Consider the following 13509-nt stretch of genomic DNA (forward strand, 5'->3'; position numbering starts at 1 on the left):
TGGGGCGCCGTTCTCATGAGCGAACCTGAGAGCGGCGGCCAGATAAGGGAGGAGCGCGTCGCCGATCATGTAGACCCTATTCCGGAGAGGCTCGTTCCAGTCGTCACCCCAGATCTTCCTGCGCTCCTGGTAATCTTCTTCGAAGATCTCCGCGATCTCCTGATACCCAGGGAATTTGTATCCCGGCATGATTTCCTCTTATGCGAAAGCGCTGTCGATCTGATCGAACCTCGTGACCGTTCCAGCCAGGATGCCCGTTATCAATGGTTGAAGATTGTCGAAGGTGACGTGCATGAAGTCAGCAACAGCTGGAGCCAGCAGTATGTTCTTGTTTGTTGAACTGGTGCCAGTGGCGGGAGTTGAACCAACGTCCTGCGGGTTATGGGTCCGCTGCTCTACCGTTGAGCTACACTGGCGATTTGGTGGGAAGGGATGGGCTTTCACCACAATCACCGAAAGGGCACGAGGATACTGCCGGCGTTCACTCGTGGGGGCACCTCTCCCCCGCCTTCCCAGAAGTGGCGTCAGGAGATGGGATCGAACCACCGCGCTCCGGGTTTCAACCGGAAGCTCTTCCGTCTGAGCTATCCTGACGAATGACAAGTGCCCGCCACTTACTTCCGGACCAGGTCGCGCGATGGATTGTCTGGCACTCGGGTTCGAGTGGCGGGCTTGGCTCGCAACCGCGAGCGCTCGGCTTGACGCATGGCCTCATTTAACCCGCCACCCCTATGTCTTCAGGTGACTGTCGGCGGGCACCGAGAAAGCAAATTCATGCCCAGGAGCGACCCGACTCCTATCGTCTTTAGGGGCTTGTGGGTCAGCAACGCCACGGCGCGGTTCCCGCGCTGGATGCTCTTGCATCGTCGCTCGCTGGGGCTTGTATGTCGGGATTTCCGCCCGATGTCCCTGAGCGCTCAGGGTCTGCCGGCACGCAGCGGGGGCGACCCGAGTCGTGCCGACGAAGCTCACTTGTCCTTGCGATCCTCGAAGTGGATCATGGGCTGAAGCAGCGCGATGTAGAACGGCAGCAGGCCGATCACCACCGCCGCGAGTTCTGCACTCATGTAGCGGGTCAGGAGCGGCTTCAGGTCGATGACCTGGAGCTGCTGCAGCAGAACCGGCGTGGCGCAGGTGAAAGCAGCGATGAAGGCATGCCAACGAAACCGCACGCGAGCCCAGTGCTCTCGTAGCTTGTCCATTGTCGTTTCTTCTGGTTGGCGTTGATGGGGCCACGAGGTTTTGCAGTCGGTGGGCGCCGGCTGATTTGTTCTCGTGGCGGCACTTCGCGGGGTAAAGGAGGGAAACCCCCGCGTCAGCGCAGCCGGGCTTGGTCAGACGGTCGGCGCTCTAGTCGCCGCTCCCTGTTACACAACAGCTCCGATCATTCGTGTTCGTCAGCCGCCGGCTTTGCGCCGCGCTCGCTGCTTTCGCTCCAGGCGTAGATCGGTGATGATCCTCGCCCTGGAGACCTTTTTCTTCTTTTTCTTCTTTTTCTTCTTTTTCTTCTTTTTCTTCTTCGTGGCCATCAGGTGACGTGCTCCTGTGGGATGCGCCAGCTCGCCGGCAGCGTATGCACATCCTGTGCGACGCTTGGCACCAGCTGCTCCAAGACCCAGTCCGTATGGTGCTGCTCAATGCCGCGGAGCGGCCTGATGATGAACGCAACACTGTAGAGCTTGGTCACGGGCTGGCCGTAGGCCAGCGCCTCCCACTCCTTGGGGTCCAAATTGTGCCAGGCGATCATCACCTCGGCGTGCTTCTTGCTGTCAGCAACCATTGCTTTGAGCATGGTCAGTCTTTCTGGGCGATCGCGCGGTCGATCCAGGCGTAGATCTCTGGATTGTCGCGGCGGGCCATCATCTGGATGGGGGTCAGCCGGTTGACGACTGTCTCCTCGGCGGCCTTCGATTTGAGAGCTGCCGCGTGCCAGCAGGCGTGGTTGATCTCGTGCTCAAGCACTTCGGCGAACGACGAGTCGGGAATGTCGGAGCGCACACGAATGTCAAAGTTGAAGCGATCACACCGCCCAAGGTTCTCTTCGGCGTCGGCCTCCGCCGGATCCCAGTGGATCAGCTCGTATTCGTAGACGCCGATCTTGATGATCGACGGCAGCTGTGTGCGATCCGGCATCTTGCGGCGCCGGCTCATGGCCCGTCCTTCTCGCAGATCGGGGCGATCTTGCTGAGATCGTCTCCCTCTACCCAGACCATGCCCGGGTGCGCTCCATCCTTGTCTCCATCCCAGCCGAGGCTCTTGATGACCTTGCGGACGTAGACCGGATACAGCGAAAACATCAGGTACGAGAACTCTTGGGCATACTCGTAGGTGACCTTGCCCTTGCTCTCGGTGCGAGTGCTTGCCGTGTGGAAGCCGAGCCGTGCGGTCGGCATCACGCAGTAGTCCGTGGCCGGCATGATGCCGAGGAACAACGTACAAGCCGAAGCGCACTCCCCAGCGACCTGGAGCTTCATGTGGTTGTCGCGCATGTCCGCGTATTTGCGGACGTACTTGACGATGATGCCACCGCCATCGTCGAAAATCGTGTACGGATCGGCATGCGCCGGCGGCGAGGCAAGCGCCAACAGCCCGGCCAGAGCCAGGCGAACCAGAGCTTTCATTATCGGAGGTCTCCAGCTCGCCTCAGCGAACGGTCAGATGGTCTCGGTGGACCGCATCTCGACGGGATTGAAGGTGAAAGCGCGCTCGATCGAGGCCTGCCAGATGGCGTAGCTGAAGATGAAGATGGCCATCGGGAACGGCATCAGAGGTCCTCGTCCTCATCGGATTCGAGGAGCGCGTCCTCGATGGCTTCTGCCACTTTTCGGCCGGCCATCTCGATGCCGACCGCCACATTGTCGATCGCGTCACCGACGTAGTTTAAGCCGAACAAGATCGCGAGAGCGATGATGATGGTCTCAATGAAGCTCATTGTGCCTCGATGCAGAACAGGTTGTTGATCTTGTCCGTGGCCTGGTTGGCATTGATGACTGAGACCAGGCTCATGGCGGCGGAAACGGCGAGCAGCACTGCGAGCGCGATGACTGCGATCTTGTCGGTCGACATGGTCAGATGATCGTGAGGTGACCGTCGCGAGCGAGTCGGCCCATCCACTCGCGGGCCTGATCCTCGAAGTCGATCACCTGGCTGGACGTGACTTGCCAGTGCGGGCGAATGATCACGATACGATCGAACTGGTATCCAAGCTTGATGTCGCCATGCCTAAACACGCGCCAGTGCCTGGTATCGAGGTCGAAGACGGAGATGTATTGCTCGGCGATGTCGATGCTCGCCGCCACGATGGCGTTCCTCATGATTGGATCCGTTTATGTTGACCGAGCAGGCGCCAACGCCTACAGAGCAGCCAGGGCGCTCACCAGCGCTTGAGCGCGTCGATAAAGTTCAAATCCGGAACTGATTGGTCGCTGTATTGGCCCTGCGTCGCGTTACAACCGAGACGAATTGCAGCCCAGTACACGATCCGGCGCGGAAGCGCCCACGCGAGCTTCATCGCGATGTTGTCGAACATCTGTCTTTTCCCTTTGAGTTTGGAGCGAAGGGTGGGGATCGAACCCACGACACCCTGGGTGGAGGCCAGGCGCTCTCCCGCTGAGCTACCCTCGCGAATTTCAGCCCTTGAACACAGTCCAGGCAAACCAAGCCGAGCAGACCACGACCACAGCCGCGTACACGATCCCTTCGAACGGGCTTAGCTGAAGGTTCAGCGGCGGCTGGATGAACACCAGCTCGATCATTTCTCGGCTCCGGGCGGCAGGAACGGCTCCTCGAATATCCCCTTTTCCATGGCCACGACATGCATGGCCTTGATCACGTCCTCGAGCCGGCGCTCCTTGATGGCGCCGACCGGCGTCGTCCCTCCGAGCAGCTCGTTGCTGCTCAGCATCCAGGACTGCGCCGCGGCCGGGCCGATCAGCTTGTCCAGATGCTTGATGACGTTGTAGGCCTGCATCGCCAGCGGCGACGTCGATATCGAGTCAGAGGACGCCATTCAGGCCTCCGATCGGGTGACCCGGCACGCCGTCGATGATCTCGTCGGCGATCCGTTCGCCCTGCACCCCTCCGGCGCACTTTCCGCACAGGTTGCCGGGATCGGGATAACCGCCCTGCATCGAGATTTGACGGAAGCGAGTGGCGAACCAGGAGATGCCGGCCTCGTTCTTCCCGCAATTCTCGCAGGTGTCGCTCGGCTTGGTCGAGCAGTAGTCGCACAGATCAGTCATAGGCCGGCCTCGATGAGCTGGCAGCCGTAGTTCATGCCGCGCTTGATGAATTTGAAAGAGCCAGACACTGAACCCTTGACGAGGTGCGGGATCATGTCCTCGAAGTCCTTCAGGAAGACGACGACCAGCTTGCCGTTGTGATCCTTGAAATCGAAATAGGCAGCGGACCGGCCGCGGCTGTAGCCGACATAGGTCAGCGTCGTCACGAACGGCGCGTTATCTCGCCACTCCGGACCAACACGCTGCGGCCTGCCGTTCTCGCCAGTGATCCACGAGCCTTCGGCGTAGTGCTGCTGATTGCCGTCCTTATCGAACGGTATCTGGTATTGACCCTTCGGCATCAGCGGAACAGAGCCTTCGCTTTGTCGATCTTGCTGTCGAGGCAGATCGAGACGTGGGCGGACGAGATGCGGGCCTGGCACGTGTCCGGCTTCGTGTTGATGATGAGCGCCAATCCGGCTCCGATGCACGCGCCGATCAAGCCGATCACGAACGTTCGTATGCGGTCCATCACGCAGCTTCCTCTGCTGCGGCAACCGCGCTGACGGCGGCCTGCGTGATGTCGTCCTGGACGGCTTCGAGCGCCTTCTCCATCGCGCGGAAGAACAGGTAGCTGTGGACCTGGTCATCCGGGATGTCGTAATGCTCGGTGACTGTGGCCTCAGGCAGCACGTCCGCCGGCCCGATCGGCGCCATGATGTTGCGTAGCTCGTCACGACGCAGCATGGTCATGCCCGGCCGCCAGGTGCCGTGCCTGGTCCACAGCTTCAGCTCGTCGTCAAATGCGAGTTGCGCCTTCGAAATCAACTCGACACTCACGCCCATGAGGTCTTGCCTTCTCGCTTTGAATGGGTGAGCCGGTGTGCCGTAGGCAAGCACCGGTCTCTGGGAAACTGGTTCAGAACGGCCGACGCCGTTTGGGCTGCTCCGGCTTGGGGCGCCCGTTGAGCCTGTCGACGAGCCGTGCGCCGAGAGCGATGATCGTGACGAGGACCATTGCGGCAAATCCGAGCGTGACGAGTTTGCGGACCAGCTGGCTGAGGACGACGACGAACTCGATGTCGACGAACGTCACGAGTGCGCTCCGGGCGGCATCCCGAACCACTGGATGATCCAGAACAGTCCGAGCACGGCAGCGAAAACGGCCGGCGTCAGGACGAGCGAAGCGAGCGAAGCCACAGGTGATCCTTTCCGCGCCATCCCCCGGGCTCGTCAGCGGTGGAGGCCGGCGTTCCCGGGATCGGCGCGAACTGTCGGTTTTTTGAATTTGCACGAATGCCAATATAGCCGTTCTGTACCTCAATATACGCCTTTCGTCAAGTCCATCATGCAAATATGCAAACATGAATGCAAATCATGGAACCCGACAGTTCCATCCGGGGCTCCGGATGACATGGCCGGCGCCCGCCGTCAGGCGGAATGACATGGTTGGTGTGGAGGTTCTGAGTCTGGTTCTAGTATACGGTTATTGGTGTCGGCGTATTTGACAGGGGGTGTCGGCGAGCTTGACAGGGGGTGTCGGCGTATTTGACGGGGGATGTCGGCCTGTTTGACACCACCCCTGCTCCGCGCCGCCCTGTTTCGGTTCAGATCTGGGCGCGACAGCGCCCCCGCCCCTGGCGTGGGCCCGTCAGAAAAACACCCACATTTTTCGGACATGCCACAGCTCACTCGCCGCAAGGACAATGACCCTCACCGCACCGGCTGGCTCGTCTATTACGGCGATGTCCGCGTAGGCCACATCGTCGAGCTTGCCGGCGCCCCCAACCATGCGCCGCAGTGGGAATGGAGATGCGGGTTCTATCCGGGATGCGACCCTGGCCAACAGACCGGTGGCACAGCTGAGACGTTCGAGGAGGCGCGTGCCGGTTTTGAGCAGGACTGGCGCCGCCTGCTGCCAACGCGATCGGAGGCTCACTTCGAGCTATGGCGACACGAGCGAGACCGCACAGCATGGAAATACCGGATGTGGGAGAAGGGCCGCAAGCTTCCGACCCAGGTGACCACCGGCGTCAGTCGATGCTTCTGCGGCGCCGAGATCACCAACGCGTCGATCGGTCGGCATGTCCATGAAGCGCACCGAGGTATCGGCGCCTAACTTCCAATCGTTCCTGCATCATCGGTCCGTCCGGCTCGCCGCTCTCAGACTGATTCGCAATCTCGCCCGCCATGACCTATCTTGGGCTTAGAGCGGTGGAGTTGCAGATGCGTACCTCGCCTTCGATCATTCCGAGCGATCGTCTCGACCGTGACATGTACCTGGTGCTTGAGGATTTCAGCAGCGGCGCGGCATGGCGTGAGACAGACGAGGATCGGACGAATTACCGGACCCTTATCAGCGATTTCCTGACGGGCCAGTACGACAATCCCCTGCGCGTGGTGGCTTTCAATCCACTGGAGGGCTGGTCTCGCGATGCCTCCCACGATGTGGCCCAGGAGCTGGAGCAGTGGGTCGCTGAAGGGCACGAGGTAACACAGTCCGTACGTGAGTTCATTGAACGCTTCATTGGACGGCCGATTGGGGCGCAACTCTTGCTGCCGTTGAGGTCGCTATGAGAATGGTGCTCGACACGTTGGAGGACGAAGACCTCAAGGACGTTCTCGCCAGGATCGCAGAGCGCGCCAAGAAGATGCACCGAACCGCCCAGCGGTAAGATGATCGGATTGATGTTAGTCTGGCTCGGCCTAGATTCCGGCCATGTTGAAGAGGTTTGAGTTTTGCCGGCCTGAGGCGCGGAAGGTGGTGCCCGCCGGCCCTGATTGGATCCACGAGATAAAATTCGACGGCTACCGCGGGCGCGTGATCCGTGAAGGCGCCGATGTGAAGCTTCTATCCAAGACAGGTCTTGATTGGACGTGGCGTTTCCCTTGGATCGCCGAGGTAGCACTCAAGATGAAGATGAAGCAGTTCATCATCGACGGCGAGATCTGCGTGATGGACGTTCAGGGCTATTCGGATTTCAACGCCCTGCACGCGGGCCGCCACAACGCGGAGGCCCAGCTCTACGCCTTCGATCTAATTGCTGCTGATGGCGACGACCTGCGCGAGGCGCCGCTGTTCGAGCGCAAGGAGCGATTGGCAAAGCTCCTGCGGGGCCGGCCGGAGGGCATCTTCGTGGCTCCGTTCGAGCCTGGCGCGATCGGCCCGGGGCTGTTTGAGGCGGCCTGCCGCATGGGGCTGGAGGGCATCGTGTCGAAGCACCGAGAGCGGCGCTACCGGCCAAGGACGTGTGACTGGGTCAAGGTGAAGAACAGATCCCATCCGGCCTACGCGCGGGTAATGGATCAGTTTTAGGTCGTGAAGCCATAAACCGAATGACCGAGAATGGTGGAAAACCTGGCCACAGCCGAGGGTGGCGACGTCGCTTTGCGCTACTCGCGCTTGAGAGAGGCGATGGTACCCGGTATTGTCGGCCGCATGGCTAGATGCACAGCACCAAAAGAGGGCCATCGCTCAGCGAGCGCTGCAGCAGCGTGCCCTGCATGCCGTGGCCGCGTCCGCTACGGCGGCTACAGCAGCTACGGGTCGTACCCGTCCTACCCGTCCTACTCCACGTCGGGGAGCAGCGGGGGCGGCCGAAGCAGCAGCGGCGGGTCCGGCAGCAGCGTAAGGCCGAGATGGTCCCGAGCCGGTTCGTCCGTCGTGTATACGCCTGCGGAGGTACGGGCACTCAGTCCGGTCCGCGACAACGTCGAAAAGCGAGAACCCCTGCCTGACCGTCGGGACGTCTTCCTTTGCCATGCATGGGATGACCGGGGCGGGGCCGCCAAGGAACTGCACGATCTACTCGAGTCACGCGGTGTCAGGGTCTGGTTCAGCGAGAAGGACGTCGTCCTCGGCACTTCGTTGCTCCGCGAAATCGACAAGGGACTGGCGAAGTCGCGAGTCGGGATCGTGCTGGTGACCCCTGCGCTGCTGCGCCGCGTTCAAGCAGAGGGCATCGCCGAGAAAGAGCTATCGGCCCTCCTAGCGCGTGACCTGCTCGTCCCCATCGTGCACGGCACGACGTACGAAGCTCTCCGCGATGTCAGCCCGCTGCTCGGCTCGCGAAGCGGCTTGAGTACTGCAGAAAATTCGATGGTAGACGTGGCGGTCAAGCTCGCCGAGCTAGTCGCCCCCTAGCTCTATTGCCGAGATTGCCGGCCACACGTCGCACAAGCAGTCCGGGTTCCGGCGGCCACCGGCCCGCCGCGCCGGTGGTTTTCTGTGGGAGCGCATGCCAGCCAGAAACTAGTTGAACATGCGTCGAGAGGTCGGGCGACCTTCCAGGATATCGTCGAGCATCAAGGAGATCAGCTCCACCAGCTCGGCATTGTTCATCAACCGCAGCTCGGCGTTGACCTCCTCGGGGGAATCGATGCGGTCATCGATCAGATGAACACGAATACGATCAATCAAACTCTCTGCCATGCGACCTCCGGTTCGGATAACCGGAAGAATGGCACAGGCATCACGTTCCGGCAATGTTCTTTTTCGGAATAGTAGAAACTCTTAACAAAAACACCACGTGTAGTGCCTCTGGAGAGCGATTGGTTTTTTTTCGGGTTCAGGTGCCATCCCGACGATCAACTTTGCATCCTCCGTCGACTGGCGCGAAGCGGCGCGGGCCTGTAGAAGCTCCGGCATGAACCATTTCGAATACCGTGACGACATCCTGCATGCCGAGGACGTCAATCTGATCCAGCTCGCCGAGCAGGTCGGCACCCCGTTCTACTGCTACTCCACCGCGACGCTGGAGCGGCACTACCGGGTGTTTGCTGACGCTTTCGCCGGCCAGGACGCCCTGATCTGCTACGCCTTGAAGGCCAACTCGAACCAGTCGGTGCTGCGCACTCTGGCGAAGCTCGGGGCCGGCGCCGACGTGGTGTCAGGCGGCGAGCTGAAGCGGGCGCTGGCGGCTGGCATTCCCGCCGACAAGATCGTGTTCTCTGGGGTCGGCAAGACCGAGGTCGAGCTGCGGGCGGCGCTGGCCGCCGACATCCACTGTATCAATCTCGAGTCTGAGCCTGAGCTGGAGCTGCTGTCGCGGCTCGCCGTGGAGACCGGGCGCACGGCGCGCATCTCGGTGCGGGTCAATCCCGACGTCGATGCCGGCACCCATGCCAAGATCTCCACCGGCAAGTCCGAGAACAAGTTCGGCATCCCGATCTCGGCCGCCAGGGATGTCTACGCCCGCGCCGCGGCGCTGCCCGGCATCCAGGTCACGGGTGTCGACGTCCATATCGGCAGCCAAATCACCGATCTCGCGCCCATGGAGACGGCCTTCCGCATCCTCACTGACTTCGTGCAGGTGCTGCGTGCGCAGGGCCACCAGATCAGCCACGTCGACTTCGGTGGCGGGCTTGGCATCCCCTATCACCTCGACGCCGCCGCGCCGCCGCAGCCGGCGGATTACGCCGACATGGTCAAGCGCATGACCCACAATCTCGGCTGCCAGCTGCTGTTCGAGCCGGGTCGCCTGATCGTCGGCAACGCCGGCATCCTGGTTGCCAGTGTGATCCGGGTGAAGCGTGGCGAGGCCAAGACCTTCGTCATCATCGACGCGGCGATGAACGACCTAATCCGCCCTACCCTGTACGAGGCGCACCACGACATCCTTCCTGTGAAGCAGGCCGACCCGAGCATGTGGCGGATGGTCGCCGACGTGGTCGGCCCGGTCTGTGAAAGCGGCGACTACCTGGCGCTCGATCGCAAGCTCCCCGAGCTGGTAGCCGGCGACCTGATCGCGATCATGACGGCGGGCGCCTATGGGGCAGTGCAGGCCGGCACCTACAACACGAGGCCGCTGGTGCCGGAGGTGATGGTCAAGGGTGACCAGGCTGCGGTGATCCGGCCGAGGATCGATGTAGCCGATCTGATCTTGATGGATCGCCCCGCCCCTTGGTTGCTCTGAGTCTAGCGCGACGCGCTCGCCGCACACGGCGTTCCTGAAGCGGAGACCAGGTCGGCCGCTTAGCAAGCATGTCGTCAAGAACGAAGGAAATCACCTCGACCAGCTCGACGTTGGTCATCAATTCGATCTCGGCATTGGCCTCGACGCGATTATGGATGCGATCGTCAATCAGGTGGGTGCGGATGCGTTGGATCAGGCTATCAGACATTCAGTACGGTCTCCACTTCGGAATGTCAGAAATGTACCAGAGTGTTCCCGTACCTGCAATGTTCTTCCTTACCTATAGGTAATATATTACCTTATCCACAAGCTGCTTTTCATTTGCATTTGTGCTAATTGGAACCATGACCCAGCAGTGGATGATCTCGATGGAGTGGTTCACCGTCTTCGCCAAGCGCGACGGCGGGCGCGACCGCATCGGCCCGAACAAGGCGATCTGGATCATCGATCAGCACCCGGCCCTGTACCTGGCCGAGGCCAAGCAGAAGCTTAGCGGCCTGAGCTACACCGGCATCGGGCAGGATCGCGCCGACGACATCGTGGCCGTCCATTGGACCATGGAAGTGCCGGACGGCATGCTCACCGAAGATCAGGTCGACTGCCTGTCATGACCAGCCATCTCGAAAAGGTCCAGGCAGACTTCGACGGCGCCGCGATCGACCGCATGACCTTGGCGCGGGCGATGGCGCACAAGGCGTCGATCCAGCACGACATCATGGTCAAGATGGGCGACGCCTCGATCGATGAGGCCCAGGCGCTCTTCGTGCTCGGCACTGTGATCGCCACCTGCGAGACCCGCCTCGATCTTGATAATCCAGCGCGAAGCGCTCGCCGGCCATGACCATTTCGCCGTCGGTCCATGATCTGCTCGCCAAGCTCGGCAGCGAGATCGCTACGGAGGAGCTGAACGTCCGCGACGTTGGACCACTGTGCCCTCGGAGGTCTACGGCGCGACCTGACATGTATCGGCGCCGAAGCTGCGGCTGACGCAAACTGCCCGGGCAAGCGTTTCAGCATCCCGTTCGCATCGATCAATATCCTTGCGGCGCCGGCAAAGATCTTCAAAGGCGTGCCTCTCGGCGCGGCACAGGGTCAGGAGTTCCAGCGGCAGAGCGCCCCGCCTCCCTGCTTTTTCGAGGCATTGGATGAACTGTTCGTCGACTGGGTCGTGCTTCTGCATGGAATTGGCCAGGGCACCTGCGGCCAAGCCGCATTCCATTCCGCTATGGCCGCTCGCTACGCAAGCAGCTTGGTAAGCATCTGCCGCGTGCTGGCAAACATCCATGACCGTGTTACCGGGCCCATATGGCGGATGAAGATCGGCGCGCGCGGCGCAGTCTGCCAGCTTTTGTTCCGCCAGCTCAAAATCTGCTTGCGCCGCCAGAGTCGGCGCGACAGCAGTACAGATGGCATAGACGCCGATACATAGGACGTAGCACCTTTCTTTGATCATCCGGCCCCCGGTCATTGCAGCACGCGACGCAGTCCTGGGTGCATCCAGTAGTGTTCCCCCAACTTGGGGACGTCGTCGTAAACTATCTTGTCCCAGTGGATGAGCTCCGCCTCGCCGCGCATAAACGCAATGCGAAGCATTTCCTCGGTCGACTCATTCCCCCGGATATCTTTGAACGGCCCACTTTCACGGAAAATGATCGAATCGACTTGAGGGAATTTTGCAAAGACGGCCGGCACGACGTGCGCGACTGTGACGTTGAAACCACTCACAGTCCACCCTGCGGAGAGCGCTGCATCGATTGTACGGTTTATTTCCAGGGCGCCGTTATCGAATGTCGCCTGAACCCTGCCACCATCCACTAGGGCGATCGCGAGCTGCTCCGGCGTAGTCGCCTGGTTGATACGCGACTTCCGTTCGTCGTCCGCAGTCCAGATCATCCATCCAACCATCCCCGCAAATAAGAGGAAAAGAACCTTTTTCATCGGCAAAACCTCGTTGGTCAAAAAACTCGTCCTGAGCGAGCGTATCAATATCTACCACTCCAAACTAACCCGGTCTTTGGAGCTTGGACAACAGCTTCTCCGGTGTGCGCTGGGCTGAGCGCGGCGCCTAAGCGCCCGCGCGCTGAATATCTCGATCTGGTGTGATGCTGAGCGCCGCCAGGGCGTATCATCACACTATGCCGATTGAGTTCCTACATGGCCGCGTTCTGGATCCTGAAGAGCTGGACGCAATCCGCCAGCAGATCGAGGATTTCGACTCGATCGAGGCGATCGATCCAGAGGTGCGAGGCATCGTCGAGCGGAATTGGCCGCACCTGATGGCGAAGCTGCCGCCCGACGATGGTTAGCGCGGAGCACTCGCCACAAATGGCCTTTTAGGGCGCCGCGCGCCGGAGTGAACCTCCCCGAAGGGGGTGGGGTCTTTTATCAGGCTCCCCCTGTTTGCATCGACGGACCGCCGAGGCGCAGCGCGAGCCGCCTGTAAGCTCTCCCCTCGGACGTCCAGAGCCCAGCGGCCAGCGCGGTTTGCGCTCTCCTGCCCCCGTTTCTGGCAGCTCAGAGACAGGTTGGGCGGACGTGGCCAGGGCCTCGGCCGATCGACACACACGCCGGCATTGCCTATTGGCGCCGTTGCGCTTACGGGTATTGAGGCCTCACCCTGGACCTAAGGCTAGACATGGACGACGCGAAAAGGCACTACCGGCTGCATGCTGACACCGGTCACATCAAGGTGGTCGAAGGAAGTGCCAGCCCTGTTGTGAACACAGCGATTGTTGCCGCAAGCTCACTTACATCGTTGGGGCACGACTTCGTGGTCGTCCCGCCCTTAGACCCGAACTCGTTCTTAGACCCGGACTCGGTGCTTATCCAAAACAGGACGAGTCTCGGAGACGATGCGCCGTCATCCCAAACTGCGCAAAAACCCGAATCTGTTGGCCGCCGGAGGACGACCGCTGCGGCTTCAGATCCAACCAAATCTCCAGGTGCCATTGCGGTATCGGCGGGATTTACGCTGATTTTCGGCGCAGTTTTCGCGATCACGGTGTTCGGCTTCGTCGCCGAGATCTTCATGGCGATTTTTTGGACCGGCACTTTGACCTCATTGCAGCAGTCGGTCACGTCGAGCGCGGACTGGGCGTTCAAAGCGGGCCTCGGAGCTATCTTGGGTTTGTTGGGCGGCAAAACGGTCAAGAAATAATCCGGGGCAGCCCGCCAAGCGCCGCAGTGAACCTCCCGAAAGGAGTAGGGTCTTTTATCAGGCCGCAACCTGATTTTTGCATTTCGTTTGCATTAATGCTAACGCAATGTCCATGGAACTGCAGACCGAGACATCGCTGCCGAAGCGCCCGAGAGGACGCCCGAGGAAGGATGACACGACGGTCTACGCGACCACCAAGGCCAGCCTGAAGAATGCT

29 protein-coding genes and 3 tRNA genes are annotated in these 13509 nt (G+C 60.9%); 10 read left to right on the top strand and 22 right to left on the bottom strand.

Annotated features, from left to right (window positions below):
- Positions 1-15 precede the first annotated feature (15 nt).
- Complete coding sequence (locus ACQR1W_RS31310; RefSeq protein WP_434854382.1) at positions 16-339, top strand: hypothetical protein; 324 nt, start codon at positions 16-18, stop codon at positions 337-339.
- Positions 340-341: 2 nt separating this feature from the next.
- Here ACQR1W_RS31310 and ACQR1W_RS31315 read toward each other — a convergent pair.
- The 19 genes from ACQR1W_RS31315 to ACQR1W_RS31405 all read right to left on the bottom strand — a co-directional run bounded on the left by ACQR1W_RS31315 (position 342) and on the right by ACQR1W_RS31405 (position 5316).
- Positions 342-416 (bottom strand) — tRNA-Met (locus tag ACQR1W_RS31315).
- 103 nt (positions 417-519) lie between these two features.
- A tRNA-Phe gene (locus ACQR1W_RS31320) sits at positions 520-594 on the bottom strand.
- Between the two features lie 374 nt (positions 595-968).
- On the bottom strand, positions 969-1202 hold the full coding sequence (locus ACQR1W_RS31325) for a hypothetical protein (RefSeq protein ID WP_434854383.1): 234 nt from the start codon (positions 1200-1202) through the stop codon (positions 969-971).
- Positions 1203-1397: 195 nt separating this feature from the next.
- Positions 1398-1529, bottom strand: a complete 132-nt coding sequence (locus tag ACQR1W_RS31330; protein WP_434854384.1) for a hypothetical protein — start codon at positions 1527-1529, stop codon at positions 1398-1400.
- On the bottom strand, positions 1529-1792 hold the full coding sequence (locus ACQR1W_RS31335; protein ID WP_434854385.1) for a hypothetical protein: 264 nt from the start codon (positions 1790-1792) through the stop codon (positions 1529-1531). The genes ACQR1W_RS31330 and ACQR1W_RS31335 overlap by 1 nt, the downstream gene beginning before the upstream one ends.
- Positions 1793-1794: 2 nt before the next feature.
- Positions 1795-2151, bottom strand: coding sequence for a hypothetical protein (locus ACQR1W_RS31340; RefSeq protein ID WP_434854386.1), 357 nt, complete (start codon positions 2149-2151; stop codon positions 1795-1797).
- Complete coding sequence (locus tag ACQR1W_RS31345; protein WP_434854387.1) at positions 2148-2621, bottom strand: hypothetical protein; 474 nt, start codon at positions 2619-2621, stop codon at positions 2148-2150. The genes ACQR1W_RS31340 and ACQR1W_RS31345 overlap by 4 nt, the downstream gene beginning before the upstream one ends.
- 143 nt (positions 2622-2764) lie before the next feature.
- Positions 2765-2932 carry a hypothetical protein gene (locus tag ACQR1W_RS31350; protein WP_434854388.1) on the bottom strand — a complete coding sequence of 56 codons (168 nt, stop codon included), beginning with the start codon at positions 2930-2932 and terminating at the stop codon, positions 2765-2767.
- Positions 2929-3066, bottom strand: coding sequence for a hypothetical protein (locus tag ACQR1W_RS31355; protein ID WP_434854389.1), 138 nt, complete (start codon positions 3064-3066; stop codon positions 2929-2931). The genes ACQR1W_RS31350 and ACQR1W_RS31355 overlap by 4 nt, the downstream gene beginning before the upstream one ends.
- A gap of 2 nt (positions 3067-3068) precedes the next feature.
- Complete coding sequence (locus ACQR1W_RS31360; protein ID WP_434854390.1) at positions 3069-3314, bottom strand: hypothetical protein; 246 nt, start codon at positions 3312-3314, stop codon at positions 3069-3071.
- 59 nt (positions 3315-3373) lie between these two features.
- Positions 3374-3529, bottom strand: coding sequence for a hypothetical protein (locus ACQR1W_RS31365; protein ID WP_434854391.1), 156 nt, complete (start codon positions 3527-3529; stop codon positions 3374-3376).
- 20 nt (positions 3530-3549) lie between these two features.
- Positions 3550-3624: transfer RNA gene (locus ACQR1W_RS31370), tRNA-Gly, on the bottom strand.
- A 5-nt stretch (positions 3625-3629) separates the two neighbouring features.
- On the bottom strand, positions 3630-3755 hold the full coding sequence (locus ACQR1W_RS31375; protein WP_434854392.1) for a hypothetical protein: 126 nt from the start codon (positions 3753-3755) through the stop codon (positions 3630-3632).
- Positions 3752-4009 (bottom strand): hypothetical protein, encoded by a 258-nt coding sequence (locus ACQR1W_RS31380; RefSeq protein ID WP_434854393.1) that lies wholly within the window; start codon positions 4007-4009, stop codon positions 3752-3754. Before ACQR1W_RS31380 ends, ACQR1W_RS31375 begins: the two co-directional genes overlap by 4 nt.
- Positions 3996-4241 (bottom strand): hypothetical protein, encoded by a 246-nt coding sequence (locus ACQR1W_RS31385; RefSeq protein ID WP_434854394.1) that lies wholly within the window; start codon positions 4239-4241, stop codon positions 3996-3998. Before ACQR1W_RS31385 ends, ACQR1W_RS31380 begins: the two co-directional genes overlap by 14 nt.
- Entirely contained in the window at positions 4238-4582 is a 345-nt protein-coding gene (locus tag ACQR1W_RS31390; protein WP_434854395.1) for a hypothetical protein, read from the bottom strand. The genes ACQR1W_RS31385 and ACQR1W_RS31390 overlap by 4 nt, the downstream gene beginning before the upstream one ends.
- Positions 4582-4752: a hypothetical protein gene (locus ACQR1W_RS31395; RefSeq protein WP_434854396.1), complete on the bottom strand. Its 171-nt coding sequence runs from the start codon at positions 4750-4752 to the stop codon at positions 4582-4584. Before ACQR1W_RS31395 ends, ACQR1W_RS31390 begins: the two co-directional genes overlap by 1 nt.
- Positions 4752-5066: a hypothetical protein gene (locus tag ACQR1W_RS31400; RefSeq protein WP_434854397.1), complete on the bottom strand. Its 315-nt coding sequence runs from the start codon at positions 5064-5066 to the stop codon at positions 4752-4754. The genes ACQR1W_RS31395 and ACQR1W_RS31400 overlap by 1 nt, the downstream gene beginning before the upstream one ends.
- A 73-nt stretch (positions 5067-5139) precedes the next feature.
- Positions 5140-5316 carry a hypothetical protein gene (locus tag ACQR1W_RS31405; RefSeq protein ID WP_434854398.1) on the bottom strand — a complete coding sequence of 59 codons (177 nt, stop codon included), beginning with the start codon at positions 5314-5316 and terminating at the stop codon, positions 5140-5142.
- Positions 5317-5898: 582 nt separating this feature from the next.
- Here ACQR1W_RS31405 and ACQR1W_RS31410 point away from each other — a divergent pair.
- The 4 genes from ACQR1W_RS31410 to ACQR1W_RS31425 all read left to right on the top strand — a co-directional run bounded on the left by ACQR1W_RS31410 (position 5899) and on the right by ACQR1W_RS31425 (position 8364).
- Complete coding sequence (locus tag ACQR1W_RS31410; RefSeq protein WP_434854399.1) at positions 5899-6339, top strand: hypothetical protein; 441 nt, start codon at positions 5899-5901, stop codon at positions 6337-6339.
- A 107-nt stretch (positions 6340-6446) separates the two neighbouring features.
- Complete coding sequence (locus tag ACQR1W_RS31415) at positions 6447-6797, top strand: hypothetical protein (protein ID WP_434854400.1); 351 nt, start codon at positions 6447-6449, stop codon at positions 6795-6797.
- Positions 6798-6939: 142 nt separating this feature from the next.
- Complete coding sequence (locus ACQR1W_RS31420) at positions 6940-7536, top strand: DNA ligase (RefSeq protein ID WP_434854401.1); 597 nt, start codon at positions 6940-6942, stop codon at positions 7534-7536.
- Positions 7537-7884: 348 nt separating this feature from the next.
- Entirely contained in the window at positions 7885-8364 is a 480-nt protein-coding gene (locus ACQR1W_RS31425; protein WP_434854402.1) for a toll/interleukin-1 receptor domain-containing protein, read from the top strand.
- Between the two features lie 108 nt (positions 8365-8472).
- Here ACQR1W_RS31425 and ACQR1W_RS31430 read toward each other — a convergent pair whose 3' ends face one another.
- On the bottom strand, positions 8473-8652 hold the full coding sequence (locus ACQR1W_RS31430) for a hypothetical protein (protein ID WP_434854403.1): 180 nt from the start codon (positions 8650-8652) through the stop codon (positions 8473-8475).
- 214 nt (positions 8653-8866) lie between these two features.
- Between ACQR1W_RS31430 and lysA the strand changes: the two genes are divergently transcribed.
- From lysA to ACQR1W_RS31445, 3 genes are all read left to right on the top strand, one after another.
- Positions 8867-10135 carry a diaminopimelate decarboxylase gene (lysA, locus tag ACQR1W_RS31435; protein WP_434854404.1) on the top strand — a complete coding sequence of 423 codons (1269 nt, stop codon included), beginning with the start codon at positions 8867-8869 and terminating at the stop codon, positions 10133-10135.
- Between the two features lie 344 nt (positions 10136-10479).
- Entirely contained in the window at positions 10480-10746 is a 267-nt protein-coding gene (locus ACQR1W_RS31440; protein WP_434854405.1) for a hypothetical protein, read from the top strand.
- Complete coding sequence (locus ACQR1W_RS31445) at positions 10743-10976, top strand: hypothetical protein (protein WP_434854406.1); 234 nt, start codon at positions 10743-10745, stop codon at positions 10974-10976. Before ACQR1W_RS31440 ends, ACQR1W_RS31445 begins: the two co-directional genes overlap by 4 nt.
- Positions 10977-11078: 102 nt before the next feature.
- On the opposite strand, the gene ACQR1W_RS31450 is transcribed toward ACQR1W_RS31445, so the two are convergent.
- Positions 11079-11588, bottom strand: a complete 510-nt coding sequence (locus tag ACQR1W_RS31450) for a hypothetical protein (protein WP_434854407.1) — start codon at positions 11586-11588, stop codon at positions 11079-11081.
- 11 nt (positions 11589-11599) lie between these two features.
- Positions 11600-12073: a hypothetical protein gene (locus ACQR1W_RS31455; RefSeq protein ID WP_434854408.1), complete on the bottom strand. Its 474-nt coding sequence runs from the start codon at positions 12071-12073 to the stop codon at positions 11600-11602.
- A 164-nt stretch (positions 12074-12237) separates the two neighbouring features.
- On the opposite strand from ACQR1W_RS31455, the gene ACQR1W_RS31460 reads away from it, so the two are divergent.
- Positions 12238-12441: a hypothetical protein gene (locus ACQR1W_RS31460; RefSeq protein WP_434854409.1), complete on the top strand. Its 204-nt coding sequence runs from the start codon at positions 12238-12240 to the stop codon at positions 12439-12441.
- A 329-nt stretch (positions 12442-12770) separates the two neighbouring features.
- Positions 12771-13292 (top strand): hypothetical protein, encoded by a 522-nt coding sequence (locus ACQR1W_RS31465; RefSeq protein ID WP_434854410.1) that lies wholly within the window; start codon positions 12771-12773, stop codon positions 13290-13292.
- Positions 13293-13509 lie beyond the last annotated feature (217 nt).

This window comes from Bradyrhizobium sp. HKCCYLS1011 (assembly GCF_051167795.1).
Taxonomy (GTDB): domain Bacteria; phylum Pseudomonadota; class Alphaproteobacteria; order Rhizobiales; family Xanthobacteraceae; genus Bradyrhizobium.